Genomic DNA, 23,529 nt, shown 5'->3' on the forward strand with positions numbered 1-23,529 from the left:
GAGGTGTACTACAAATGTCTCGAGTTGGACTGAAACCTATTACAATTCCTGAGGGAGTTACAGTTTCTTTAGATGGTAACCTTTGTACTGTTAAAGGACCTAAAGGTGAATTAAGCCGTGAGCTTCACCAAGATATTAAAGTAAACTTAGAAAACAATGAAATGACTTTCGAACGTCCGTCTGATCATAAGGAGCACCGCGCTCTTCATGGTACGATGCGTGCGAATGTAAACAACATGGTTGAAGGAGTAACAAAAGGATTTGAGCGTGGACTTGAACTGAACGGTGTCGGTTACCGTGCTTCAAAATCTGGCAATAAGCTTGTGCTTAACGTTGGTTATTCTCACCCAGTTGAAATTACACCTGAAGAAGGTCTAGAAATTGAAGTGCCATCTAACACAAAAGTTATTGTTAGAGGAATTAACAAGGAACGTGTTGGTGCACTTGCTTCTAACATCCGCGCTGTACGTCAGCCTGAGCCTTATAAAGGTAAAGGTATTCGTTACGAAGGCGAGTATGTGCGTCGTAAAGAAGGTAAAACTGGTAAATAATTAGTATCGACAAAGAAAGGAATGACGTCTCATGATTACGAAGCCTAACTCAAATACAGGCCGTAAGAAAAGACACGCTCACGTACGCCGCACTTTAAGCGGTACGCCGCAGCGTCCACGTTTAAACGTATTCCGTTCTTCTAAGCACATTTACGCTCAACTAATTGACGACGTGAATCGTGTAACTCTTGCTCAAGCTTCATCACTTGATAAAGAATTGAAGATCGAAAAGGGTTCAAATAAAGAAGCAGCTCGCCAAGTTGGCGAAGCCGTTGCAAAACGTGCGATCGAAGCGGGACACGAAACAATCGTGTTTGACCGTGGAGGATATCTATATCACGGACGCGTTGCAGAGCTTGCAGATGCAGCTCGCGAAGCAGGTCTGAAATTCTAAAAACGAAGGAGGGAAACCTTTTTATGCGTTCAATTGATCCAAATACTTTGGAACTTGAAGAAAAAGTCGTCACGATCAACCGTGTCGCTAAGGTTGTTAAAGGTGGTCGTCGCTTCCGCTTTGCTGCACTTGTTGTAGTTGGAGACAAAAACGGTCACGTCGGCTTTGGAATGGGGAAAGCTCAGGAGGTACCTGAAGCAATCCGTAAAGCTGTTGAAGATGCAAAGAAAAACTTAATTGAAGTACCGCTTGTTAATACAACAATCCCACACCAAATTGTTGGACGTTTTGGTGCTGGACGCGTATTGCTTAAGCCAGCTTCAGAAGGTACTGGAGTTATCGCCGGTGGTCCTGTACGTGCTGTACTTGATCTTGCTGGTGTTGGTGACATTCTTTCTAAGTCTCTAGGTTCAAGCAACCCAATTAACATGGTTCGTGCTACACTTACAGGTTTAACAAGCCTTAAACGCGCTGAAGAAGTAGCAAAACTACGTGGCAAATCCGTAGAAGAACTGTTAGGTTAAGGGAGGGATTACGATGGCAAAGAAATTAGAAATCACCCTTACACGTAGCTTGATCGGCCGTCCTAGCGATCAACGCGTGACAGTAAACACACTTGGTTTACGTAAAATGCACCAAACTGTAGTACAAGAAGATAACGTAGCAATTCGTGGAATGGTTAACAAAGTAAAACACTTAGTAACTGTAAGCGAAATTGACGCGTAAATAGATGATTTTTAGCAACGAGGAGGTGTAGGAAGCATGAAACTTCATGAGTTACAACCAGCAGAAGGTTCACGCAAAGTCCGTAATCGTGTAGGTCGCGGAATTGGTTCTGGTAACGGAAAAACTTCTGGTAGAGGACACAAAGGTCAAAAAGCACGTTCAGGTGGTGGCGTAAGACTTGGTTTTGAAGGTGGTCAAAATCCACTTTATCGTCGTTTACCAAAACGTGGTTTTACGAACATTCACCGTAAAGAATACACGGTTGTTAGCCTTGATGTACTAAACCGTTTTGAAGCAGGAACAGAAGTTACTCCTGAACTCTTAATTGAATCAAAAGCAGTTAAGAATGTAAAACACGGTATTAAAGTGTTAGGAAATGGCAGCTTAGATAAAAACTTGACTGTTAAAGCAAACAAGTTCTCTGCATCTGCAGTAAAAGCAATTGAAGCTGCTGGCGGAACAACCGAGGTGGTTTAATGTTTAAGGCGATCTCCAACATCTTCCGTGTGAGAGATTTACGTCGCAAAATCATCTTTACGCTTTTGATGCTTATCGTATTTCGAGTTGGTACATTTATTCCAGTACCAGGTACAAATAGTGATGCACTTGACATGCTATTTGGAGAAGCGAATGCGTTCGGTTTTCTTGATACCTTCGGTGGTGGAGCATTAAGTAACTTCTCGATTTTTGCGATGGGGATTATGCCTTACATTACAGCATCCATCGTCGTTCAGCTTTTACAGCTAGACGTGGTACCGAAGTTTGCTGAGTGGGCGAAGCAAGGTGAGGCTGGTCGGAAAAAGCTAACACAGGTTACTCGTTATGGAACGATCGTTTTAGGTTTTGTTCAAGCTATTGCCATGTCCATCGGTTTTAACTCTATGGCTGCAACAGGCTCAGTTGATTTAATTGTGAATCCTGGTCCAATGACGTACATTTACATTGCGATGGTATTGACTGCTGGTACGGCATTTCTAATGTGGGTGGGTGAACAAATTACAGCACATGGTGTTGGAAATGGAATCTCTATCATTATCTTTGCCGGTATCGCTGCAGGTGTACCAAACATGTTAAATACGTTATATGTTTCGGAAATTGAAGGAGCAGGCGATCAGCTATTCCTAGCAATCGTTACTGTGGCACTGTTGGCGATTATTGTTTTACTTATTATTATCGGTGTGATCTATGTGCAACAAGCACTACGTAAAATTCCTGTGCAATATGCAAAACGTGTTGTCAATCGCAGCCCAGTGGGCGGACAATCAACGCACTTACCAATTAAGGTAAACGCAGCAGGGGTTATCCCAGTCATCTTTGCATCTGCACTCTTTTACTTCCCATCCACAATCGCAACGTTTGTTGGTACGGAAGACAGTGCTTGGGCAAATTGGATTGTACAAAACTTTGTTCCTGGAACTTTAATTGGCGGATCGATTTTTGTTCTTCTGATTGTGGCATTCACGTATTTCTATACGTTTGTGCAAGTAAATCCAGAAAAAATGGCCGACAATTTAAAGAGACAAGGTGGATATATTCCCGGCATTCGTCCTGGTCAAGCGACACAAACGTTTATTACACGGATTTTATACCGGTTAACGTTCGTGGGTGCATTATTCTTAGCAACCATTGCAACAATCCCGGTTGTCTTTATTGCTCTTTTAGATCTCCCACCTCAAGTTCAGATTGGTGGAACTGGTCTTTTAATCATCGTCGGGGTTGCCCTTGATACGATGAAGCAAATTGAAGGTCAGTTAATAAAACGATCTTATAAAGGATTTATCAACTAAAGAGAGCGGAATTGGGTCTTGCCCTCCTCCGTTCATCTTTTCTAGAACTTGCAGGAAGGGGATTTAAAATGAACTTAATTTTGATGGGATTGCCTGGTGCCGGAAAAGGTACACAAGCAGAAAAAATTGTTGATCAATTTGGCTTACCGCATATCTCAACTGGTGATATGTTTCGCGCTGCGATGAAAAATGAAACAGAACTTGGATTACAAGCAAAATCATATATGGATGCTGGTGGTCTTGTTCCGGATGAAGTAACGATCGGAATCGTAAAAGATCGTCTTTCACAAAAGGATTGTGAAAAAGGTTTTTTACTAGATGGCTTCCCGAGAACCATTGCACAAGCAGAAGGTCTTGAAGAGATCCTTTCATCTCTTGATAAAGAACTCGATTATGTGTTGAATATCCACGTTCCTGAAGATTTACTCATTGAGCGATTAACAGGACGTCGCGTTTCACCAACTTCTGGTAAAACGTATCATCTTCTTTACAACCCACCAAAGGTTGAAGGAAAATGTGATGTAGATGGTAGTGAGTTGATCCAACGTGATGATGATAAACCAGAGACGGTTAAGAAACGTCTTGAAGTGAATCAACAACAAGCACAACCATTAATTGACTTTTACGAGTCAAAAGGTTATCTAAAGCATATTGACGGTAATAGAGATATTAATGATGTCTATAAAGATATCGAAGCATTACTGGCGGAGACGCATGCATGATTGTAATTAAAACAGAACGTGAACTTGAAATTATGAGACAGGCTGGGCGTATTGTCGCACTGACACATGCTCACTTGAAACCATATATCAAACCAGGTATTACGACTGGTGAACTCGATTCAATTGCTGAAACGTTTATTCGTTCACATGATGCAACACCTTCTTTCCTAGGTTATGGGGGGTTTAAAGGAAGCGTTTGTGCTTCCGTAAACGAAGAGTTGGTGCACGGCATTCCTGGTAATCGAGTGCTTGAAGATGGTGACATTATTAGCTTAGATATAGGCGCATATTATAATGGCTACCATGGCGATTCCGCTTGGACGTATGGGGTCGGTTCAATTAAAGAGGGAGATCAACAGTTGCTTGATGTGACGGAAGAGTCGCTCTATAAAGGCTTAGAGCAAGCTCGACCAGGCAATCGCTTGTCAGATATCTCACATGCGATTCAATCACATGTTGAACCTCTTGGATTTTCTGTGGTTCGTGAGTATGTTGGCCACGGTGTTGGTCAAAACTTACACGAGGATCCACAAATTCCTCATTACGGACCTCCAGGAAAAGGGCCGCGCTTAAAGCCCGGTATGGTACTTGCGATTGAGCCAATGATTAATGCAGGTAGTCGATATGTAAAAACACTTTCTGATAATTGGACTGTCGTAACTGTAGATAAGAAAAATTGTGCCCATTTTGAGCATACGATTGCAATTACAGAAACCGGGTATGAAATCTTGACGAAAGCATAAGTTTTCAGGTAAGATAGAATGTCTGTGTAGTTCTGGATTTGTTAGCATCTAACTCGAAGGGAGGAAACTACCCATGGCGAAAGAAGACGTTATTGAAGTTGAAGGTACGGTTATCGAGCCACTTCCAAACGCAATGTTTCGTGTTGAACTTGAGAACGGTCATAAAATTCTTGCGCATGTATCTGGGAAAATTCGTATGCACTTTATCCGCATTTTGCCTGGTGATAAAGTGACAATTGAGCTTTCTCCTTATGATCTAACGCGTGGAAGAATTACGTACCGCTATAAATAAAAAACACTCTCCGTACACAAGGAGGTTTATACAATGAAGGTAAGACCGTCGGTAAAACCGATCTGTGAAAAATGTAAAGTTATTCGCCGTAAAGGCAATGTCATGGTAATTTGCGAAAATCCAAAGCATAAACAAAAACAAGGCTAAACGATAAGGAGGTGCCGAGCCTATGGCACGTGTTGCAGGTGTTGACATTCCACGCGATAAGCGCGTTGTAATTTCACTTACGTACGTATTCGGTATTGGTAAATCAACAGCAGCGAAAGTTCTTGAAACTGCTGGTATTGATCAGAATACACGTGTTCGCGATTTGACTGAGGAAGAACTTGGTCGTATCCGTGAAGCTGTTGAAAGTTTTCAAGTTGAAGGGGATCTTCGTCGTGAAGTGTCTCTAAACATTAAGCGTCTAATTGAAATTGGAAGCTACCGTGGAATCCGTCATCGTCGTGGATTGCCCGTTCGTGGACAAAATTCAAAAAACAACGCTCGTACGCGCAAAGGTCCAGCTCGTACAGTAGCGAACAAGAAAAAATAGATAGGAGGGAACAAATCATATGGCTAAGAAAACGAATACTCGTCCAAAGCGTCGTCAAAAGAAAAATATTGATACAGGAATGGCTCACATTCGCTCAACGTTCAATAACACAATTGTGACGATCACTGATACGCATGGTAATGCAATCTCTTGGGCAAGTGCTGGTGCTTTAGGATTTAAAGGTTCTCGTAAGTCTACTCCTTTCGCTGCACAAATGGCGGCTGAAACTGCTGCGAAAACAGCAATGGAGCACGGCATGAAGGTAATCGAGGTATCTGTAAAAGGTCCTGGAGCTGGTCGTGAAGCGGCTATCCGTTCATTACAAGCAGTTGGGTTAGAGGTTAACATGATCAAAGACGTAACACCTGTTCCTCATAACGGCTGTCGCCCGCCGAAACGTCGCAGAGTATAATAAAATCAATCATTGTATAGATTTCTTAGTAGTGTCTATAATGGATAAGACGAGATCTATTAGACAATGAAGGTTAGACTAATAGGCATTGCTCATGGGAAGGCTTAATGATTGTCCTTTGGGCAATCCTTGTGTTTACCAGAGTTCGACGTTTTGAAGGAGGGTTTGTTTAATGATTGAAATTGAAAAGCCGAATATTGAGACGGTTGAAGTTAGTGAAGATGCAACATACGGCAAGTTTGTTGTTGAGCCCCTTGAACGTGGTTATGGAACAACACTAGGAAACTCCTTACGTCGCATTCTACTATCATCGCTTCCTGGTGCAGCTGTATCTTCAGTTCAAATTGACGGTGTCCTACATGAATTCTCAACAATTGAGGGTGTCGTGGAAGATGTGACAACGATCATTTTGAACCTTAAGAAACTAGCTTTAAAGATTTACTCGGATGATGAGAAAACACTTGAAATTGATGTTCAAGGTGAAGGCGATGTTACAGCTGGAGACTTGACTCACGATAGTGATGTAGAAATTTTAAATCCTGAGCTTCATATCGCTACGCTTACAAAAGGAGCATCGTTCCGCATGCGCCTTCAGGCAAAACGCGGTCGAGGATATATCCTTGCTGATGGAAATAAAAGCGACGACCAGCCAATTGGCGTTCTTCCAATTGACTCGATCTATACACCGGTGGCGCGTGTAAACTATCAAGTTGAAAATACACGTGTTGGGCAAGTCACAAACTATGATAAACTAACCCTTGATGTATGGACCGATGGAAGCACTCGCCCTGAAGAAGCAGTATCTCTTGGAGCGAAAATCCTAACAGAGCATTTAAATATTTTCGTAGGCTTAACGGATCAAGCACAAAATGCGGAAATCATGGTTGAGAAGGAAGAAGACCAAAAAGAAAAAGTCTTGGAGATGACGATTGAAGAGCTTGATCTTTCTGTTCGTTCTTATAACTGTCTAAAGCGTGCTGGTATCAATACGGTACAAGAGCTTACGCATAAAACAGAAGAAGACATGATGAAAGTTCGTAACCTTGGACGTAAGTCTCTAGAAGAAGTACAAGAGAAGCTAGGCGAGTTAGGTCTCGGGCTTCGTAACGAAGAATAATTGTTTTTTTGGGTTAAAGGAGGGAATATAGCATGGCATACGCAAAACTTGGTCGTACAAGTTCACAACGTAAGGCGTTGCTACGTGATTTAGTAACAGATTTAATTATTAATGAGCGTATTGAAACGACTGAAGCTAAAGCAAAAGAATTGCGTCCACTCGTTGAAAAAATGGTGACATTAGGTAAACGTGGAGACCTTCATTCTCGTCGTCAAGCAGCATCTTTCGTACGTAAAGAAGTTGCAAACGAAGAAAATGGTCAAGACGCAATCCAAAAGCTATTCGCTGAGATTGCGCCTCGCTTTGAAGAGCGTCAAGGTGGATACACACGCATTCTTAAAGTTGGTCCTCGTCGCGGAGACGGTGCACCAATGGCAATTATTGAGTTCGTATAAAGAACTCATGTAAGCGGCGATTAAGGGCAGGAGATTATGGAAGCAAGAAGCTTTCTTCACTCTATGCCCTTTTTTGTTTTAGAAAGGAATAGGCTTGATGCTTGCCATAAAAGACGTTTCTTTTTCATACAACAGTGAAGACCCCCTCATTAAGCACGTCTCGCTCACACTTTATGAAGGCGAACGGGTAGCGATTATCGGCAAAAGTGGCTCGGGCAAATCAACACTTGGAAAGCTGATAAAGGGATTACTCACACCGACAGAGGGCTCAATAGAGTTTAGCAATAATCTTCGTGGTGCTGACATTGGGTTTTTGTTTCAAAATCCAGATAATCAAATGGTGCGCCCGATTGTAGAAGATGATTTAGCCTTTGGTCTAGAAAACCAGTCCGTTCAAGCAAGTGAAATTAGCAAGCGAATTGACACGTATGGAAAAAAGCTAGACATTCATCATTTGCGAACTCGACCAATAAATGAATTATCTGGTGGACAAAAACAACGTGTAGCGTTGGCTGGAATTCTGATTCTTGAACCAAAGTGGTTAATCTTAGATGAAGCCACTGCCATGATTGATCCAGAGGGACGAAAAGAGATTTTGCAGTATATGGATCAACTTCAGCATGAGGGTACGTCGATTGTAACGATAACCCACGACGCGGAAGAAGTGGCTAAATGCACACGTATCATTGGACTAGTGGATGGGGAGATTGGTTTTGATGGATCGTTACTGCCATTACTCGATGATCCAAAGATTATGGAGGAATTAGGTCTTGATGCTCCATTTCTTTATACGTTAATTAACGATCTAAATGCAAATGGAATCCATGTAAATAAGAACGCCATAACATCGGATGAGGAGCTATGTGATGCATTATGGAGGTTTGCTTTAAAAACGTAAGTTACCAATATGCAACAAGACAAACAACGCAACGACATGCTTTGCAGACGATCAATTTACACATCCCAAAGCTCAGTTTTACAGCGGTAGTTGGTAAGACTGGGTCAGGCAAATCGACACTTGCTCAATTAATAAGTGGTGTACTGGAGCCAACTATGGGTACGGTACTTGTTAACGGGGAAAATATTCATGACCATCAACATGTCCGAGCGTTAGACGAGATTGGGTATGTGTTTCAATACCCGGAGCAGCAGTTATTTGCTGATACCGTCTACGAAGAATTAGCATTTGGTTTACAGCTTAAAGGTGAGCGAAAAGAATGTATTCAAGAAAAGGTTGCGAACACCCTCGATATGGTCGAATTAGATCCATCTATTTTAAAGCGCTCGCCCTTTCATTTATCAGGTGGACAAATGCGACGGGTGGCCATCGCTGCCATTTTAATTATGAGACCTAAGCTATTGATATTGGATGAACCAACATCAGGACTTGATCCTAAATTAAAGCATGGGATGATGGATGTGTTTCGACGTTACCAGCAACAAGAGCGTGCAACCATCTGGATGGTGACTCACTCCATGGATGATGTCGCTTTATATTGTGACTACTGTATTGCCTTAAGCGAAGGAAAACTGGTTGGTGTTGGTAAAACAGCTGATGTACTCGTGAGCGGAAATGTACCATATCCCCGAGCGATGGCATTCGCAAACAACTTGGTTCATGACAAAGGATCGGTTCCTTTCTTAAAAACAGCTGAAGAAGTCGCTGACTGGGTCGCCACCTCATGGCTAAAAAATGTAGGGAATCAAGCAGATGACAAGTAGAAAATCTTTGGTTGTTGGCGATTATATTGAAAGAGATTCGATCATTCATGCGCTTGATCCAAGGGTGAAACTTATTAGCACCTTTTTATTTGCGCTTGTGTTGTTCTTTGTTACGTCAATGGGCGCCATTTTTGTAGCGTCACTTTTAGTTGGCGTCTTAATCGGTTTTAGCCGACTCCCAGTAAAAATGATAATCCGGTCATTGATGCCAGTAGCTGTTTTTCTAATCGTGTTTTCACTTTTTCAGGTTGTTGTCATTCAAGAGGGACAAGTCTTGTTCTCAATCGGACCTCTTGCTATTTCCGATGAAGGGATAACGATGGCTAGTTTATTTATGTGGCGAACGCTTATGCTTTTCCTCATTGCGATCGTCATGACAGCAACTACAAGTTCGTACCAATTAACACAAGGCATTGAGTTACTATTAAACCCATTAAAAAACCTTCGCGTTCCGGTAAGAGATCTGGCAACGATGGTGTCGATCTCCTTACGCTTTATTCCCATATTGCGTGATGAACTACACTTGGTTCAACAAGCGCAACGGGCAAGAGGGTATATTCGTTATAACACATCTATAAAAAATCGAATCAAGTTGTTCATTCCTTTGCTTGTCCCGCTCCTTGTTCGTGCATTAAAGCGAGCAGAAGAATTAGGAGAAGCAATGGAGGCAAGAGGCTACAGTAGTCGAGGCACCTATACAATGTGGAAACAGAAAAAATGGCAAGGAAAAGATTCCTGCGCACTTTCAGTTAGTATTGTAGTGGCATGTCTTGTTCTATGGCTTTAGTAAAAAGGAGAGAAATCATGGCAAGGTATGCATGCAAGCTTGCTTACGATGGCACTGAATTCAGTGGTTATCAAGTGCAGCCTGAAAAAAGAACGGTTCAAGCTGTTGTCGAGCACGCTTTGGAAAAAATTCATAAAGGGCAGCCTGTCCCTGTCACAGCATCAGGAAGAACCGATGCAGGTGTTCATGCAAAGGCACAAGTGATTCATTTTGACTCTACTCTACAAATGGAGCAACGAAACTGGCTTCAAGCGTTAAATGCACATCTACCATCTGACGTCGTTGTAGAACAAGTAAGTGAAGTGGAAGAGGACTTTCACGCACGCTTTCAACCAATTGGAAAAGAATATCGTTACTATATTCATCACGGCGATGTGCCGAATGTATTTCGTCGGAACCACGCGTTGCACAGCAAACAATCACTTGATGTTCCTGCTATGCAGACAGCTGCGCAATATCTATTAGGAACACACGACTTTTCGGCTTTTTGTGCAGCGAACACAGCAGTTGTGGACAAAGTTCGGACAATCACAAATGTATCAATACAACCGAATGATGGAGAACTAGAATTTTCTATTAGAGGAAATGGGTTTCTTTACAACATGGTTCGGATCATTGTTGGAACCTTAATCGAAGTGGGGACAGGCAAGCGAACAGCAAAAGATATGGAGACGATTTTAGCTAGTCAGGATCGTACTCAAGCAGGTAAAACAGCAGCTGCCCAAGGCTTATTTTTGTGGCATGTTGATTATGAAACAGACCCTTTCAAAAAAGAGGAAACACCCGGATAAGTTTTTATAAAATAAATTGACATTATTCCTTATATATTGTATGATGTTAGATGGTAATTCTAAAGACCCACTGCCCCGGGTTGCGGAATGAAATCACAATAACGCCTTGTGTTTCTTGAACAGCCAGCTTAAAAAACACAAGCACTGAATAGAGAATAAACAACACTTGTTTTATTATTAGGAGGTTTAATGATGCGTACAACATATATGGCAAAGCCAAACGAAGTTGAGCGTAAGTGGTACGTTGTTGACGCTGAAGGTCAAACGCTTGGTCGTCTATCTTCAGAAGTTGCTTCAATCCTACGCGGAAAACACAAACCAACATTTACACCACATGTAGACACAGGGGATCACGTAATCATCTTGAATGCAAGCAAAATCCAGTTAACTGGTAACAAGCTTCAAGATAAGATCTACTACCGTCACACGAACCACCCAGGTGGACTTAAGCAAACAGCTGCACACGAAATGCGTGCAAACAAGCCTGAGCGTATGCTTGAGCTAGCGATCAAAGGAATGCTTCCAAAGAACACTTTAGGTCGTAAGCAAGGCATGAAGCTTCATGTATATGCAGGTTCTGAACACAATCATCAAGCACAAAAACCAGAAGCGTACGAGCTTCGCGGTTAATCTTTAGGAGGTAATGGATTATGGCTCAAGTACAATACTACGGCACAGGTCGTCGTAAGCATTCTGTAGCACGTGTTCGTCTCGTTCCTGGTGACGGTACAATCGTTGTAAACGGTCGTTCTCTTGACGAATATTTCGGTCTTGACACATTAAAGCTTATCGTGAAACAACCACTTGTTGAAACAGGTGTAACTGATCAATACAATGTACACGTTAATGTAAACGGAGGCGGCTTCACTGGTCAAGCTGGTGCGATCCGTCATGGTGTAGCGCGTGCGCTGCTTCAAGTAGATCCTGACAACCGTCCAACGTTAAAGTCTGCTGGCTTCTTAACGCGTGATGCTCGTATGAAAGAACGTAAAAAATACGGTCTTAAAGCAGCACGTCGTGCGCCTCAGTTCTCAAAACGTTAATATACTTGCTATATCAATGTTTACCCTCTTTGCCCTTCTGGAGCAGAGAGGGTTTTTTGTTCAAATCGATGCAAATTGGTTTGAACGGTATAAAGCACTTAAAAGATTTAAAGCATCAGCATCTTGCTGGTGCTTATTTTCTGTCATTTTTACCACAGTTCTGAATAAAGGATTGTTGTTGATTTTGCAATTCAAAAAAAGAAAAATGTACTCAAGTTTAGGTACATTCGTTTAATAATTTGTCATTTGGAGATAATTTTGATAGTGTTGTTTTTAAAGGGGTTTCATTTTGCTCGTAAAAGTTCAGTCCCCTTTAATTCAGTGTCAAAAAGTGGTTAAGATTTTTATACCATATATTCAGTTTAATGTTTTAGAAATAGGGAGGAAAAGCAATGACGAAAGTTTCGTGGTCAAGATTAATGTCTTTGACAATGCTGATGTTTGTATTGACTTTGGCAGCATGTGGCAATGGTGATACTTCAGATGAAGAATCAACGGATAACTCGGATGCTGATACAGAAGAAAGTGTTGACGAAGGCGCTGATGAAAGTACAGATAATAGTGCAGAGTCTGAACCAAAAGTTACTGAGTTTGAACCAGCATTTCCAGAACAAACAAGAGCACCTGAAGTAGAGACTGAAACAGAACTTGATGTGGAAGTTGTTGTAGAGGATCTTGGTGTGTCTTGGGGTATGGAAGAGTTTGATACAAACCGCTTACTTGTAACGCAAAGAGATTCAGCAGAACTGCTTATTGTAGACCTTGAAGATGGCTCTGTTTCAGATCCAATCGAAGGTACACCAGAAGTAAATAACGAAGGTCAAGGTGGTTTACTTGATGTAACCATTGCACCTGATTTTGACGAATCAAGATTAGTATTTATGACGTTTGCTCAAGATGTTGAAGGTGGCACTGTAACGGCTGTCGGTAAAGGTGTTTTATCAGAAGATGAAGCTTCACTTGAAGATTTTGAAGTAATCTTCCAAGCAGAACCAGCATATGATGGTGACTTACACTATGGTGGACGTATTATCTTTGATGATGAAGACAACTTGTTTTTAACAACTGGTGAGCGTTCAGATGATCCGATTCGCGAACGTGCACAAGACTTAGATGCTTACTTAGGTAAAGTCATTCACATTACACAAGATGGTGAAGCAGTAGATACGAATCCATTTATTGATGATGAAGACGCGCTAGATGGTATTTACAGCTACGGTCACCGTAATATTCAAGGTGTGGACTTCCACCCTGAAACAGAAGACTTATGGATTGTTGAATTTGGCCCACAAGCTGGGGACGAATTGAATATTATTGAACCAGGTAATAACTATGGTTGGCCAATTGTTTCCTATGGGATTGAGTACACTGGTGAATTAGTTAATGATGGTATTTCAGAACACGAAGAGCAAGGCTTTATTGAACCAAGATATTATTGGGATCCAACAAGTGCACCAAGTGGGATGTCATTCTATGATAACGACGCCATTCCTGAATGGGAGAACAACTTGTTTATTGGTGGTTTAGCACCGAGCTACATTGTACGTGTCGTGATTGAAGATGACCTTATCGTTGGAGAAGAACGCCTACTAACTGACGAAGGCGAACGTTTCCGTGATATTCTTGTAACGGAGGATGGCGCGCTAATTGCAAGCACTGATGGCGGTTCAATTTATAAGGTTGCTGCAGCAGATTAAGGTGACACATTTGAAGGCACAGAAGCAGAAAAGCATCTAACTTTATGTCGACGTTAGTCAATTAAGGTGCATGCCAATCGTAAAGAAGCAGGTGTTCATGGAAATCCATGAATGTCTGCTTTTTTTTGGAAGTTAAGAAAGTATATAAATTAGGAATACCATGAACCGCGTGTGCATGGTGTTTTTTATTGATATTCTTTGAACGTTAATATATCACACAAGGCTCTCAAACTTAAGCTTGGGATTGTTTATGTAGGACCCCCCATTGCAAAAGGGGAGTTTTTTGAATTAAATTGTCTCAGGTGATGGTAGTCTTGTCACGCTAAAGAAGCTTACTTCTGGTGTTGGTTCAATCGATACTTCCTGATCACTTTGAACAGCAATGGCGACACTATCTCCTGGATTCAAGAAGACGCTTGTTGATACTTGAAAGGTATTTTGAGCAGTATTGGTAACGGTATTATTTTCTGCCACATTAGCACCATTTACTTGAATATATAAGAAGTTCTCGGGACTTGTTTGGTTAATCGGGTCAATTAGTACAGCTCTCAGGCCTGCTTCAATTTGATAAATTCCACCTATTTGTGCAGTGAAGTTAATCCCATCAAAGCCTGCATTGAAAAGATATTGTGTGGCGTCATAATCAACTGTGAAAATACCTGGTGCAGGAATCGTCGTTGAAATGGTTCTAACAGCTCGGAGTGCAGCAAAAATCTCTCCGCCGCCACCACCAGTTGGACCTGTGACACCTGTAACCCCAGTGACACCAGTCGCCCCCGTGGCGCCAGTGGCACCATCTAAGCCAGTTGCTCCAGTTGGTCCGGTAATACCAGTTGCCCCTGTAGCGCCTGTCGCTCCTGTAACGCCACCGCCATCACCAGTTGGTCCAGTAATCCCTGTTGCTCCTGTAACGCCTGTAGCACCAGTGATCCCAATTCCAGTTGCCCCCGTATTGCCGGTGGCACCAGTAACACCAGTTGCCCCCGTATTGCCGGTGGCACCAGTAACACCAGTTGCCCCGGTAATTCCAATGCCTGTCGCACCAGTCGGTCCAGTAATGCCAATGCCAGTAGCGCCTGTAGGCCCTGTAATGCCGCCGCCAATGCCGGTTGGCCCAGTCGGTCCGGTAGCACCGAGTCCTCCAACACGACATGGGTCTGTTGGGCAGCCGTTATTTATCGTTCGCTGAAATCGTTGAATTGATGATGGTTGAAAATCGCATGAACAAATTTGCTTCTTACATTTCTTGCAACTCATATTTCTATTCTCTCCTTTCTCCATTAATGTATGTTATGAAAAAAATACGGCTTGGGTGATTTATCTGGACAGAAATCATTGACAATTGATACAGGAATTGCTGATGAATCTGGCGTATGTGTGAAAACTCCCCGCTCATACTAGTTAAAAAAGGGGAAATGTAAGATGAATCAAATTGTGTCAATCTCAGATAAACGACGGGAGAAAAAGTGGGATTTTGAGCGGAAAATGCTTCGGAAAATCGATATTCGAAAGATGGAGACCAATATTCAAGACTGGATAAAACCAATTATGCCTTTTCATTTACAGGCGTATCCTTTTCTAATTGATCAATGTATGGATGTCGTCATTGATGCCTTCTTGCTTGGGACAGAATTTGGCAAATTTGGGGTTCGAGGCGAGTCATTAAATCATTCAAAGGGGCGTTGCCATGAACCTTTGGGACAGCTATCACACGATTTAGCAACCACGTTGTCGACATGGGGGAACAAAGGTGTAGAGGAATCCATGGTGATGGCGACGGACATGCTTGTTGGCTCTTGGTGGGAAAAGGGATTTGACGAATCCTTTAAAGCCCATAAAATGCGTTTAGTTTAATACTCATATCTTCTTCTTGTCCACGTATATATAAAGTGAGACAAGGGGGAGAGGAAATGAAACGATATCGATCCATTTTAATTACAACAGGATTATTAATGGCCATTATTCTTTTATGGGTACGATTTGATGCAAATACAGAAGATTCTACAACCTGGCATTTACCGTTGTCAGGAAAAGTCATCATTCTTGACCCTGGTCATGGCGGCATGGACGGGGGCGCAAGTTCAAAAACAGGTTTATTAGAAAAACAAGTAACCCTTGATGTGTCTTTGAAGCTGAGGGACTATTTGCAAGAAGCCGGTGCGCTTGTCTTAATGACCCGCGAAGAAGACCGGGATCTCGCGAGTGAGGAGACAAAGAAAATCAAACATCGCAAATCAGAAGACTTGAGAAAGCGGGTTGAAATGGTCAACGAAAGTGATGCTGATTTTTTTGTCTCTGTACATATGAATGCTATTCCTTCACCGAAATGGCGCGGGGCACAAACGTTTTATCATTTAAAAGATAAACAAAATGAGGATTTGGCTGTTTTTATACAAGAAGAGATTAAACGGAACTTGGAGAATACTAATCGTTATGCCAAACCAATTCACCATGTTTACTTACTCAAACAAGCAGAGATTCCAGGTGCATTAGTAGAAGCTGGCTTTTTATCAAATCCAGAAGAGGCGGCCTTGTTAGAAGGAAATGACTACAAAGAGAAGATGGCCGCATCAATTTATGAAGGAATTTTGCGCTTTGTCTCTGGTGAAGTTGCCCCTGATGCAAACCCTTATGAATGAGGATGAAAGCTTTAATTGACGGCTCTGACCTCCTCAAGTAGGATAGAGGTGGAGTGATGATAACGAATGGAATCTTATCAAGTAAAAAAGGTGTTAAATAACAATGTTCTTATCGCGGTAATGGATCATGAAGAAGTCGTCTTAATTGGTAAAGGCATAGGGTTTAATCGAAAAAAAGATAGCGAAGTAACAAGTGCAGAGGCTGAAAAAGTGTTTGTGTTAAAAAATGTAAAAGAACAAACGAGCTATCTCAAACTGCTTCCTAACGTAGAGAAACCTTTACTTGATGTAACTATAGAAGCAATTGAACTGATCTCAAAGCGGATTGGTGTACCATTAAATGAACATATTCATGTTGGCTTAATGGATCACTTGTCGTTTGCGCAAACGAGAACGGCTGCTGGCATGCACATTAGTAATCCATTTTTGACGGAGACCAAGCTGCTTTATCCAAATGAATTTGCGATCTCATTAGAAGTGCTCACGCTTATTCAAGAACGTCTTAACTTGACTATGCCTCGTGAGGAAGCAGGCTTTATCGCTTTGCACATTCATAGTGCCGCAAAAAACAAAGACCTTGGAACGGTAAATGCACACTCGCAGCTTGTTGCGAAATTGCTCGCGATTATTGAGGAGCAGTTAGAGATTGCGTTAGATAAAGAAAGCATTGACTATATGCGTCTCGTTCGACATTTGCGTTTTACAATTGAACGAGTTGAAAACAATGAAGAGGTGGAAGAGGCAAAAGCGATTGATAGCCTCTTGAAACAAGAATATCCGTTGTGCTATAATCTATCTTGGAAGCTCATCAAAATTATGCAGCGTTCCTTAGGGAAGCCTGTTTTTGATGCAGAAGCGGTTTATCTAACCATGCATTTACAACGAGTTCAGAATAAATATAAATAGTCGTGTGACTGATTCGATCAGGCATGAGGTAATGTGAACTGTCCTTAGGGGTAGTCTATTTTCCTCATGCCTTTTTTGTTTGCACGAAATAAACCGTTTTCTTTTTGCTTCACATACTTAGAAAGTTGGGGAGACATGTTTAAAAAACTTTTTGGCAACCTGCAAAAAATCGGTAAAGCCTTAATGCTACCAGTAGCCATGTTGCCAGTAGCTGGTTTACTACTCGGTATCGGTGTAGCGTTACAAATGGAAGATACCATATCTTACTTGCCTTTCTTGGATGCAGGCTGGATTCAGCATACTGCAGGGGTAATGGAAGCGGCAGGTGGGATCATCTTTGATAACCTCGCCTTAATCTTTGCTGTAGGTGTCGCAATTGGCTTAGCAAGAGATGGTGCAGCGGCTCTTGCAGCACTCGTTGGTTACCTTGTTATGAATACGGTAATGGGCGAGTGGCTCGGCGTTACATCAGAAATGGTAGAGGGAGATCCTGGTCTCGCTCATGTACTCGGTATACCGACACTGCAAACCGGTGTCTTTGGTGGTATTTTAGTCGGAATTCTTGCTGCCTTTTGTTACAACCGTTTTCATAATATCGAAATGCCTGCATTCCTTGGTTTCTTTGCAGGAAAACGATTTGTACCAATTGTGACAGGAGCGCTTACGTTTGTCGTTGCGTTACTCCTCTTAATAATTTGGCCGCCTATTCAAACAGGTCTGAACGAAGTATCGATCTTTTTATTAGATACAGGTCAATATTTTGCCGTGTTTTTCTTTGGATTTATTAAACGATTACTTATTCCATTTGGCCTTCATCATATTTTCCATGCGCCATTCTGGTTTGAATTCGGTCAATATACGAATGCAGCAGGAGAAATTGTTCGAGGCGATCAGCTCATTTTCTTTGCGCAGCTTCGTGATGGCGTAGAAATTACAGCAGGGAACTTCATGGCTGGGGAATTTCCAATTATGATGTTTGGTCTACCTGCAGCGGCACTCGCCATGTACCATGTGGCAAAACCTGAAAAGAAAAAAGTCGTTGCTGGGCTAATGATTTCAGCTGCATTGACATCATTTTTAACGGGAATTACGGAGCCGCTTGAATTTATGTTTTTATTTGTAGCGCCAGTGCTATTTGTCATTCATGCGTTTCTTGACGGGATTTCATTTGTGTTAATGACATACTTTAGTGTCAACGTCGGGTATACGTTCTCCGGTGGAGCGATTGATTTCTTCTTATTCGGGATCTTACCTAATCAAGACGGTTGGTGGATCACGATTATTCTAGGTCTATTCTTTGCCGTTATTTATTACACGATTTTCCGCTTTGCGATTGTGAAATTTAATTTAAAAACACCTGGTCGCGAAGTAGAAGAGGACGATGGAGATCATGAAAAAGGCAAAGATAAAGGTGCCTTAGCAAATAATATCTTAACGGCGATGGGTGGAAAAGAAAATATTGCCCATTTAGACGCTTGTATTACGCGACTACGCGTGTCTGTTAATGACATTAAAGCTGTCGATAAGAAAGAACTGAAACATTTAGGCGCTGCAGGCGTGCTTGAGGTGGGGAACAACATTCAAGCAATTTATGGTCCGCGTTCTGAGACGATAAAAGGGCAAATGCAAGACATCATTGCAGGGAAAACGCCTCGTCCTGTTGAGACAAAACAAGAAGATGAAGTGAAAAAGGAAATCGAAAACATTCAACCAGATGTACTTCAGCAAGAAACGGATACGCAGCTCGTGTCTCCAATGACTGGAACACTGCATCCGATTTCTGACGTGCCGGACCAAGTGTTTGCTGAGAAAATGATGGGCGATGGGTTTGCAATTGACCCAACGGATGGAACCGTTGTTTCACCAGTAGAAGGAAAAATTACAACTGTCTTCCCAACGAAGCATGCAATTGGACTAACGTCTGCATCAGGGAGAGAAATTCTCATCCACATTGGCATTGATACAGTTAAATTAGGCGGAGAAGGCTTTACCGTTTATGTGGAAGAAGGGCAGCATGTTCAAGTTGGAGATAAGCTTGTTGAGTTTGATCTTGAGTATATTCAACAACAAGCAACATCAGCGATTACACCAGTTGTATTTACAAACTTAGCTGATGGCGAGTCGGTCAAAACAGCTAGTAAGAGCGTAAAAGCTGGCGACGAGAACATTATTGAAATGAATTGATCAACGAAGGACTAGAGTGCGATGCGCTCTAGTTCTTTCTTTAATTTATGTATGCTATACTAAAGAGAATCACGTGTTTGTTTCAAAGGATGGTGCATAAATCATGACAGATCAAGAAATATTGGAAGCGCTAAAACGGGTTAAAGACCGCGATTTAGATAAAAGTATTGTCGATACAGGTGGCGTCCGTGAAATTAAAAATAAAAACGGCAACCTAAGCTTAAAAATTGCCCTTGCGCGAACGGGCACATCGGAACAAATGCAAGTACAGCAAGAAATTGTGAACGTGTTAAAAAGTGAAGGTGCAAGCTCAGTCGGGCTTCGCTTTGATACATTAACAGATGAAGAAATTGACTCATTAGGCGGTTCAAAAGAAGAGCCGTTTAAAGGGCCAGCGTTATTAGCGCCAGACAGTAAGACAACGTTCATCACCGTTGCAAGTGGAAAAGGCGGCGTTGGGAAATCAACGGTTACAGTAAATACAGCTGTCTCTCTAGCGAGGCTAGGGAAGAAAGTCGGCATTATTGATGCGGATATTTACGGCTTCAGCGTACCGGACATGATGGGAATTGAAGAGCGTCCTAAAGTAATCGACAAGCGTATTCACCCAGTAGAACGATTTGGTGTAAAAGTCATTTCAATGGGCTTCTTTGTAGAAGACAATGCACCCGTCATATGGAGAGGGCCAATGCTAGGGAAAATGATTAATCAGTTTTTCTCTGAGTGTGAGTGGGGCGAATTAGACTACCTCATTTTAGACTTACCTCCAGGTACAGGAGATGTAGCCCTTGATTTACACTCCATGTTACCAGATTCTAAAGAATTACTCGTCACAACACCGCATGCAACAGCTGCATTTGTTGCCGCGCGTGCAGGTGCGATGGCGATTAAAACAAACCATGAAATGCTCGGTGTAGTCGAAAACATGGCTTACTTTGAAAGCAAGAAAACAGGCGAGAAAGAATATGTGTTTGGACAAGGCGGGGGTCCACGTTTAGCAGAAGAGTTAAAAACGGATCTTCTCGCGCAGATTCCACTTGGACAACCTGTTGTGAGGGAAGAAGACTTTGCGCCTTCTATTTATGGAGAAGAGCACCCAATCGGGGAGATCTATAAAGAATTAGCCGAAGCGATTGCGTTCAAAGTAGAAAGATAAGAAAAAAGGACTGACCCAAACCTGGGTTCAGTCCTTTATTCATCTTCCCCTTCGTTGTCTTCACTGTTACTTTGGTCTTCAATCGCTTTACTCATCAATCCTGACATCTTAGCTGCAAAATAAGGACTTTCTAACGCTTCACTCATAATCCCCATTACTTGTTCGCGGTACTCTTTTGATTTCATAAGTTCCATTGCTTGCTCACCCATTTGAGGGTCTTTTAAAATATCCATCATCATTTGCTGGTAGGAAGGATCCTTCATGAGCGATTTTAAGATCTTCTCATTTTCCCCTTGCATACTTTCTGCAAAAGACTTTGCAAATTCAGGGTCTTTCATGACCTCTTGCCAGTACGCCTTGCCTTCGTCGGAAGTCAACGTATCTTGAATGGTTTGTTTCACAAACGCGCTATCCATAACAATTTCTTCGCGCATGTCTTCTTCTGCAATTAAATCATGCAACGCTTTTTTACCTTCATCGGTTTTAAGCAAGTCAATGACCATTTTCTTTGTACCTTCATAGTCGGTATTTTGTTGAGCTTCTGTTTGTGCGCAGCCAGTTAAAACAACGAACAATAAAGAACATACAATGATAGCGAGATAGGAATGTTTTTTTATCGGCATCCTTAGAATCCTTTCTGTCTTAGATGTGTCCTTAGTGTTTGTTTTCGTTGATAAAATATGCATAAACAAGCTGGTGTTTCTGAACTAAGGTTGCTACAATTAAAAATGGATTCTAAAACTGGGGGATTTGCTTGTGAACAGCAGAAAAGTTGTTTTTATATTTTGGTCCACATTGCTTTTAGGAAGTCTAAGTGGTGGGCTTGTCGGTGTTTTGATGAACCTCGATCAATATGTAGGCGATGGAATGGAGAACTTTCTGATTGGCATAGTGTGGATGCTCGGTATTAGTGCCGCATTTACACTTGTATCTCAAATGGGATTTTTCGCTTATTTGTTTATTCATCGATTTGGTCTCGGATTGTCACGGTCACATAAATTATGGAACCGCATCCAGTGGGTGCTAATTGTATTTGTCTTTTTTGACCTTGTTTATTTTCGATATATTGCGTTTGGAGAAAATGATTCGTTTTGGGGTTATTTAATCATTCCAACAGTATTGTTCATTTATGCGCTAATTATCGCAACCATTAAAGCAAAACAAACAAACAAAGGCGCATTTGTTCCTGCCTTATTCTTTATGTTTGTTATTACAACCGTTGAATGGGTACCTGCACTTGTTGCAAATGACTCAAATTGGCTCGTTTTGTATTTAACACCTTTATTAGTAGGAAATACATATCAACTTCTTTTATTACATCGACTTCATAACAAAACCTGACCGTATAACGATCAGGTTTTTCTTATTTAACTTCTTCATTTTCTGCATCAGTATGCGACATCAATTCCTCAATTGTCGCAAAATCGTAGCCGTCTTGCTTCAAGCCTTTTAAAATTTTTGGTAAAGCCGCAGCGGTTTGCTTAACAGAATCAGATGCATGAAAAAGTAAGACGTCTCCAGCCCCAGTTTGCTCTAAACTATTTTTAACAATGGTTTCGGTTCCTGGGTTCTCATAATCATAAGAATTAATACTCCAATGAATAATATCCATACTTTGCTGGTCCGCCAGTTCAAGGGTTTTTGGCGAAAATGCCCCATTTGGAGGTCTTAGTAAAGTAGGTGTTTCACCTGTTAACTCCTCTAAAACTTGCTTGCTCCGGCGCATATCTTGAACAACTTGTGCTTCATCAAGAGACGTATAATTCTTGTATTGGTATCCGTGACTTCCAATGGTGTAACCAGCATCAGCAATTTCTTCTACAAGGTCCGGGTATGTTTCAGCCCATGAAGCTAAAAGAAAAAATGTGGCATGTTCGACATCATTCTGCTGCAACACCTCAAGGATAGGAGACACATTGTGCTCGCCCCAACTAATATTAAAGGTCAGGGCAACCTTTTGTTCGCTATCCTCCGCTTTATAAAAAGCCTGTGGGCCATCTGGTGTAGAAAAGACTGGCACATAATCCCGCTGTATAACGAGCCAACTTGCAACAAATAAAGCTGCAACGCAAATAAATAAAACTGGTTTCCACTTTGATAAATTAATGACCCATATCCCTTTCACGGCATTCGCTCCTTTAAACTCGTCCTCTTATAGAAAAGATATGATTGTCCGAAAAAAATATGAATAAAACCTATGCAGTTTGAAAAGACTGTTTTATTAGGCACGAGGATATTAGGAGGAACAACATGCGAGGGATACTCATTTCAGATAAAGAGACGAAAGAGCTTGAATACATATTAAAGAGAGAATTAGAAGAACTACTGCTTGATTTAACAGATGAGCGAATCGATCAGGTTGTAAAAAATCTCATGATAGAAAAATACGAAATCGTCTTTAACCTTTATAAACGTGTATCTTTACCATCCGATCACAAAGAGTATGCATTTCAGCTGAATCAAGTAATGAAAAAAATAAACAAAATATAGTTGATTTTGTAGATTAATGATGATATATTAATAAAACCGCGTTGAGGAAAGCCAATTTCTTCTAAAAAACTTTTTTTAAAAAAGATTTGACATTTTAATCGCGGTCATGTAAAGTATTAGGAGTCGCCAAGAGAGATCGAGGCGCAAACGAGTTCTTTGAAAACTGAACAAAAGCCAAGCGTAAAAGAGATACAAGGTATCTCGTCAATGAAGTTAGACACAGCTTTTAAAAAATGTGCAACAGCTTAGGATCTTCGACTAAGACCGCAACATCCGTGTTGCAACGTCGAAGTCAACACATCCGTGTGTAAGAAAACACTTTTAACGGAGAGTTTGATCCTGGCTCAGGACGAACGCTGGCGGCGTGCCTAATACATGCAAGTCGAGCGGACAGAAGGGAGCTTGCTCCCGGAAGTTAGCGGCGGACGGGTGAGTAACAC

Annotated in this window: 31 protein-coding genes and 1 rRNA gene; 29 read left to right on the forward strand and 3 right to left on the reverse strand. The window is 41.6% G+C overall.

The annotated features are described in order from the left end of the window. Positions 1-14 precede the first annotated feature (14 nt). The 21 genes from rplF to ACE1TH_RS20195 all read left to right on the forward strand — a co-directional run bounded on the left by rplF (position 15) and on the right by ACE1TH_RS20195 (position 13,714). Complete coding sequence (gene rplF / locus ACE1TH_RS20095; protein ID WP_099305445.1) at positions 15-551, forward strand: 50S ribosomal protein L6; 537 nt, start codon at positions 15-17, stop codon at positions 549-551. A 31-nt stretch (positions 552-582) separates the two neighbouring features. After that, positions 583-945, forward strand: a complete 363-nt coding sequence (gene rplR, locus ACE1TH_RS20100; protein WP_099305443.1) for a 50S ribosomal protein L18 — start codon at positions 583-585, stop codon at positions 943-945. A 23-nt stretch (positions 946-968) separates the two neighbouring features. Next, entirely contained in the window at positions 969-1,469 is a 501-nt protein-coding gene (gene rpsE, locus ACE1TH_RS20105; protein ID WP_099305441.1) for a 30S ribosomal protein S5, read from the forward strand. A gap of 13 nt (positions 1,470-1,482) precedes the next feature. After that, on the forward strand, positions 1,483-1,671 hold the full coding sequence (gene rpmD / locus ACE1TH_RS20110; RefSeq protein ID WP_099305439.1) for a 50S ribosomal protein L30: 189 nt from the start codon (positions 1,483-1,485) through the stop codon (positions 1,669-1,671). 36 nt (positions 1,672-1,707) lie between these two features. Then, on the forward strand, positions 1,708-2,148 hold the full coding sequence (gene rplO, locus ACE1TH_RS20115) for a 50S ribosomal protein L15 (RefSeq protein ID WP_099305437.1): 441 nt from the start codon (positions 1,708-1,710) through the stop codon (positions 2,146-2,148). Then, entirely contained in the window at positions 2,148-3,458 is a 1,311-nt protein-coding gene (gene secY / locus ACE1TH_RS20120; RefSeq protein WP_099305435.1) for a preprotein translocase subunit SecY, read from the forward strand. The genes rplO and secY overlap by 1 nt, the downstream gene beginning before the upstream one ends. A gap of 68 nt (positions 3,459-3,526) precedes the next feature. Continuing rightward, positions 3,527-4,180 (forward strand): adenylate kinase, encoded by a 654-nt coding sequence (locus ACE1TH_RS20125; RefSeq protein WP_099305433.1) that lies wholly within the window; start codon positions 3,527-3,529, stop codon positions 4,178-4,180. Continuing rightward, the gene (map, locus tag ACE1TH_RS20130) at positions 4,177-4,923 is read left to right on the forward strand and encodes a type I methionyl aminopeptidase (RefSeq protein ID WP_099305431.1); all 747 of its coding nucleotides are present in this window, start codon (positions 4,177-4,179) and stop codon (positions 4,921-4,923) included. The genes ACE1TH_RS20125 and map overlap by 4 nt, the downstream gene beginning before the upstream one ends. 73 nt (positions 4,924-4,996) lie before the next feature. Continuing rightward, entirely contained in the window at positions 4,997-5,215 is a 219-nt protein-coding gene (gene infA, locus ACE1TH_RS20135; protein ID WP_035395681.1) for a translation initiation factor IF-1, read from the forward strand. A 33-nt stretch (positions 5,216-5,248) separates the two neighbouring features. Next, complete coding sequence (rpmJ, locus tag ACE1TH_RS20140) at positions 5,249-5,362, forward strand: 50S ribosomal protein L36 (protein ID WP_003333770.1); 114 nt, start codon at positions 5,249-5,251, stop codon at positions 5,360-5,362. 22 nt (positions 5,363-5,384) lie between these two features. After that, positions 5,385-5,750, forward strand: coding sequence for a 30S ribosomal protein S13 (gene rpsM, locus ACE1TH_RS20145; RefSeq protein WP_099305429.1), 366 nt, complete (start codon positions 5,385-5,387; stop codon positions 5,748-5,750). A 19-nt stretch (positions 5,751-5,769) separates the two neighbouring features. After that, positions 5,770-6,162: a 30S ribosomal protein S11 gene (gene rpsK / locus ACE1TH_RS20150; protein WP_099305427.1), complete on the forward strand. Its 393-nt coding sequence runs from the start codon at positions 5,770-5,772 to the stop codon at positions 6,160-6,162. Between the two features lie 172 nt (positions 6,163-6,334). Next, complete coding sequence (locus ACE1TH_RS20155) at positions 6,335-7,279, forward strand: DNA-directed RNA polymerase subunit alpha (protein ID WP_099305425.1); 945 nt, start codon at positions 6,335-6,337, stop codon at positions 7,277-7,279. Between the two features lie 32 nt (positions 7,280-7,311). Then, positions 7,312-7,674: a 50S ribosomal protein L17 gene (gene rplQ / locus ACE1TH_RS20160; protein WP_099305423.1), complete on the forward strand. Its 363-nt coding sequence runs from the start codon at positions 7,312-7,314 to the stop codon at positions 7,672-7,674. 97 nt (positions 7,675-7,771) lie between these two features. Continuing rightward, positions 7,772-8,572, forward strand: a complete 801-nt coding sequence (locus ACE1TH_RS20165; RefSeq protein ID WP_099305421.1) for an ATP-binding cassette domain-containing protein — start codon at positions 7,772-7,774, stop codon at positions 8,570-8,572. Then, complete coding sequence (locus ACE1TH_RS20170) at positions 8,548-9,396, forward strand: ATP-binding cassette domain-containing protein (protein WP_099305419.1); 849 nt, start codon at positions 8,548-8,550, stop codon at positions 9,394-9,396. Before ACE1TH_RS20165 ends, ACE1TH_RS20170 begins: the two co-directional genes overlap by 25 nt. Continuing rightward, a complete protein-coding gene (locus tag ACE1TH_RS20175) occupies positions 9,386-10,183 on the forward strand; it encodes an energy-coupling factor transporter transmembrane component T family protein (protein ID WP_375079822.1) in 798 nt (265 codons plus the stop codon). Before ACE1TH_RS20170 ends, ACE1TH_RS20175 begins: the two co-directional genes overlap by 11 nt. 17 nt (positions 10,184-10,200) lie before the next feature. Next, the gene (gene truA / locus ACE1TH_RS20180) at positions 10,201-10,974 is read left to right on the forward strand and encodes a tRNA pseudouridine(38-40) synthase TruA (protein ID WP_375079823.1); all 774 of its coding nucleotides are present in this window, start codon (positions 10,201-10,203) and stop codon (positions 10,972-10,974) included. Between the two features lie 192 nt (positions 10,975-11,166). Further along, positions 11,167-11,604 (forward strand): 50S ribosomal protein L13, encoded by a 438-nt coding sequence (gene rplM / locus ACE1TH_RS20185; protein WP_035395693.1) that lies wholly within the window; start codon positions 11,167-11,169, stop codon positions 11,602-11,604. A 20-nt stretch (positions 11,605-11,624) separates the two neighbouring features. Next, on the forward strand, positions 11,625-12,017 hold the full coding sequence (rpsI, locus tag ACE1TH_RS20190) for a 30S ribosomal protein S9 (protein ID WP_099305413.1): 393 nt from the start codon (positions 11,625-11,627) through the stop codon (positions 12,015-12,017). Between the two features lie 392 nt (positions 12,018-12,409). After that, complete coding sequence (locus tag ACE1TH_RS20195; RefSeq protein ID WP_255224356.1) at positions 12,410-13,714, forward strand: PQQ-dependent sugar dehydrogenase; 1,305 nt, start codon at positions 12,410-12,412, stop codon at positions 13,712-13,714. A gap of 288 nt (positions 13,715-14,002) precedes the next feature. Here ACE1TH_RS20195 and ACE1TH_RS20200 read toward each other — a convergent pair whose 3' ends face one another. Then, positions 14,003-14,971 (reverse strand): hypothetical protein, encoded by a 969-nt coding sequence (locus ACE1TH_RS20200; RefSeq protein ID WP_255224357.1) that lies wholly within the window; start codon positions 14,969-14,971, stop codon positions 14,003-14,005. Positions 14,972-15,136: 165 nt separating this feature from the next. Here ACE1TH_RS20200 and ACE1TH_RS20205 point away from each other — a divergent pair, with 165 nt between their 5' ends. From ACE1TH_RS20205 to ACE1TH_RS20225, 5 genes are all read left to right on the forward strand, one after another. Continuing rightward, positions 15,137-15,568, forward strand: a complete 432-nt coding sequence (locus ACE1TH_RS20205) for a DUF2521 family protein (protein WP_375079824.1) — start codon at positions 15,137-15,139, stop codon at positions 15,566-15,568. 98 nt (positions 15,569-15,666) lie between these two features. Next, positions 15,667-16,353, forward strand: a complete 687-nt coding sequence (gene cwlD / locus ACE1TH_RS20210) for an N-acetylmuramoyl-L-alanine amidase CwlD (protein ID WP_375079826.1) — start codon at positions 15,667-15,669, stop codon at positions 16,351-16,353. 66 nt (positions 16,354-16,419) lie between these two features. Continuing rightward, positions 16,420-17,259: a glucose PTS transporter transcription antiterminator GlcT gene (glcT, locus tag ACE1TH_RS20215; RefSeq protein WP_099305900.1), complete on the forward strand. Its 840-nt coding sequence runs from the start codon at positions 16,420-16,422 to the stop codon at positions 17,257-17,259. A 135-nt stretch (positions 17,260-17,394) separates the two neighbouring features. After that, on the forward strand, positions 17,395-19,443 hold the full coding sequence (gene ptsG, locus ACE1TH_RS20220; protein ID WP_375079825.1) for a glucose-specific PTS transporter subunit IIBC: 2,049 nt from the start codon (positions 17,395-17,397) through the stop codon (positions 19,441-19,443). A 100-nt stretch (positions 19,444-19,543) separates the two neighbouring features. After that, entirely contained in the window at positions 19,544-20,599 is a 1,056-nt protein-coding gene (locus ACE1TH_RS20225) for an Mrp/NBP35 family ATP-binding protein (RefSeq protein ID WP_099305898.1), read from the forward strand. Positions 20,600-20,634: 35 nt separating this feature from the next. Here ACE1TH_RS20225 and gerD read toward each other — a convergent pair whose 3' ends face one another. Then, a complete protein-coding gene (gene gerD, locus ACE1TH_RS20230) occupies positions 20,635-21,222 on the reverse strand; it encodes a spore germination lipoprotein GerD (RefSeq protein ID WP_099305897.1) in 588 nt (195 codons plus the stop codon). 133 nt (positions 21,223-21,355) lie between these two features. Between gerD and ACE1TH_RS20235 the strand changes: the two genes are divergently transcribed. Next, positions 21,356-21,940, forward strand: coding sequence for a KinB-signaling pathway activation protein (locus tag ACE1TH_RS20235; RefSeq protein ID WP_099305896.1), 585 nt, complete (start codon positions 21,356-21,358; stop codon positions 21,938-21,940). A 22-nt stretch (positions 21,941-21,962) separates the two neighbouring features. On the opposite strand, the gene pdaB is transcribed toward ACE1TH_RS20235, so the two are convergent. Beyond that, the gene (pdaB, locus tag ACE1TH_RS20240) at positions 21,963-22,724 is read right to left on the reverse strand and encodes a polysaccharide deacetylase family sporulation protein PdaB (protein WP_255224359.1); all 762 of its coding nucleotides are present in this window, start codon (positions 22,722-22,724) and stop codon (positions 21,963-21,965) included. A gap of 125 nt (positions 22,725-22,849) precedes the next feature. Between pdaB and ACE1TH_RS20245 the strand changes: the two genes are divergently transcribed. Together ACE1TH_RS20245 and ACE1TH_RS20250 are read left to right on the forward strand one after the other, a co-directional pair. After that, a complete protein-coding gene (locus tag ACE1TH_RS20245; RefSeq protein WP_099305894.1) occupies positions 22,850-23,089 on the forward strand; it encodes a hypothetical protein in 240 nt (79 codons plus the stop codon). 321 nt (positions 23,090-23,410) lie between these two features. Further along, a 16S ribosomal RNA gene (locus ACE1TH_RS20250) occupies positions 23,411-23,529 on the forward strand; the annotation flags it as partial.

The organism is Shouchella sp. JSM 1781072, assembly GCF_041949915.1.
Classification (GTDB): Bacteria; Bacillota; Bacilli; order Bacillales; family Bacillaceae_D; genus Shouchella.

What these genes read in the sequence shown, in the direction of transcription:
- rplF (WP_099305445.1), top strand. Translation starts at nt 15, where the DNA reads ATGTCTCGAGTTGGACTGAAACCTATTACAATTCCTGAGGGAGTTACA.
- rplR (WP_099305443.1), top strand. Translation starts at nt 583, where the DNA reads ATGATTACGAAGCCTAACTCAAATACAGGCCGTAAGAAAAGACACGCT.
- rpsE (WP_099305441.1), top strand. Translation starts at nt 969, where the DNA reads ATGCGTTCAATTGATCCAAATACTTTGGAACTTGAAGAAAAAGTCGTC.
- rpmD (WP_099305439.1), top strand. Translation starts at nt 1,483, where the DNA reads ATGGCAAAGAAATTAGAAATCACCCTTACACGTAGCTTGATCGGCCGT.
- rplO (WP_099305437.1), top strand. Translation starts at nt 1,708, where the DNA reads ATGAAACTTCATGAGTTACAACCAGCAGAAGGTTCACGCAAAGTCCGT.
- secY (WP_099305435.1), top strand. Translation starts at nt 2,148, where the DNA reads ATGTTTAAGGCGATCTCCAACATCTTCCGTGTGAGAGATTTACGTCGC.
- ACE1TH_RS20125 (WP_099305433.1), top strand. Translation starts at nt 3,527, where the DNA reads ATGAACTTAATTTTGATGGGATTGCCTGGTGCCGGAAAAGGTACACAA.
- map (WP_099305431.1), top strand. Translation starts at nt 4,177, where the DNA reads ATGATTGTAATTAAAACAGAACGTGAACTTGAAATTATGAGACAGGCT.
- infA (WP_035395681.1), top strand. Translation starts at nt 4,997, where the DNA reads ATGGCGAAAGAAGACGTTATTGAAGTTGAAGGTACGGTTATCGAGCCA.
- rpmJ (WP_003333770.1), top strand. Translation starts at nt 5,249, where the DNA reads ATGAAGGTAAGACCGTCGGTAAAACCGATCTGTGAAAAATGTAAAGTT.
- rpsM (WP_099305429.1), top strand. Translation starts at nt 5,385, where the DNA reads ATGGCACGTGTTGCAGGTGTTGACATTCCACGCGATAAGCGCGTTGTA.
- rpsK (WP_099305427.1), top strand. Translation starts at nt 5,770, where the DNA reads ATGGCTAAGAAAACGAATACTCGTCCAAAGCGTCGTCAAAAGAAAAAT.
- ACE1TH_RS20155 (WP_099305425.1), top strand. Translation starts at nt 6,335, where the DNA reads ATGATTGAAATTGAAAAGCCGAATATTGAGACGGTTGAAGTTAGTGAA.
- rplQ (WP_099305423.1), top strand. Translation starts at nt 7,312, where the DNA reads ATGGCATACGCAAAACTTGGTCGTACAAGTTCACAACGTAAGGCGTTG.
- ACE1TH_RS20165 (WP_099305421.1), top strand. Translation starts at nt 7,772, where the DNA reads ATGCTTGCCATAAAAGACGTTTCTTTTTCATACAACAGTGAAGACCCC.
- ACE1TH_RS20170 (WP_099305419.1), top strand. Translation starts at nt 8,548, where the DNA reads ATGGAGGTTTGCTTTAAAAACGTAAGTTACCAATATGCAACAAGACAA.
- ACE1TH_RS20175 (WP_375079822.1), top strand. Translation starts at nt 9,386, where the DNA reads ATGACAAGTAGAAAATCTTTGGTTGTTGGCGATTATATTGAAAGAGAT.
- truA (WP_375079823.1), top strand. Translation starts at nt 10,201, where the DNA reads ATGGCAAGGTATGCATGCAAGCTTGCTTACGATGGCACTGAATTCAGT.
- rplM (WP_035395693.1), top strand. Translation starts at nt 11,167, where the DNA reads ATGCGTACAACATATATGGCAAAGCCAAACGAAGTTGAGCGTAAGTGG.
- rpsI (WP_099305413.1), top strand. Translation starts at nt 11,625, where the DNA reads ATGGCTCAAGTACAATACTACGGCACAGGTCGTCGTAAGCATTCTGTA.
- ACE1TH_RS20195 (WP_255224356.1), top strand. Translation starts at nt 12,410, where the DNA reads ATGACGAAAGTTTCGTGGTCAAGATTAATGTCTTTGACAATGCTGATG.
- ACE1TH_RS20200 (WP_255224357.1), bottom strand. Translation starts at nt 14,971, where the DNA reads ATGAGTTGCAAGAAATGTAAGAAGCAAATTTGTTCATGCGATTTTCAA.
- ACE1TH_RS20205 (WP_375079824.1), top strand. Translation starts at nt 15,137, where the DNA reads ATGAATCAAATTGTGTCAATCTCAGATAAACGACGGGAGAAAAAGTGG.
- cwlD (WP_375079826.1), top strand. Translation starts at nt 15,667, where the DNA reads ATGGCCATTATTCTTTTATGGGTACGATTTGATGCAAATACAGAAGAT.
- glcT (WP_099305900.1), top strand. Translation starts at nt 16,420, where the DNA reads ATGGAATCTTATCAAGTAAAAAAGGTGTTAAATAACAATGTTCTTATC.
- ptsG (WP_375079825.1), top strand. Translation starts at nt 17,395, where the DNA reads ATGTTTAAAAAACTTTTTGGCAACCTGCAAAAAATCGGTAAAGCCTTA.
- gerD (WP_099305897.1), bottom strand. Translation starts at nt 21,222, where the DNA reads ATGCCGATAAAAAAACATTCCTATCTCGCTATCATTGTATGTTCTTTA.
- ACE1TH_RS20245 (WP_099305894.1), top strand. Translation starts at nt 22,850, where the DNA reads ATGCGAGGGATACTCATTTCAGATAAAGAGACGAAAGAGCTTGAATAC.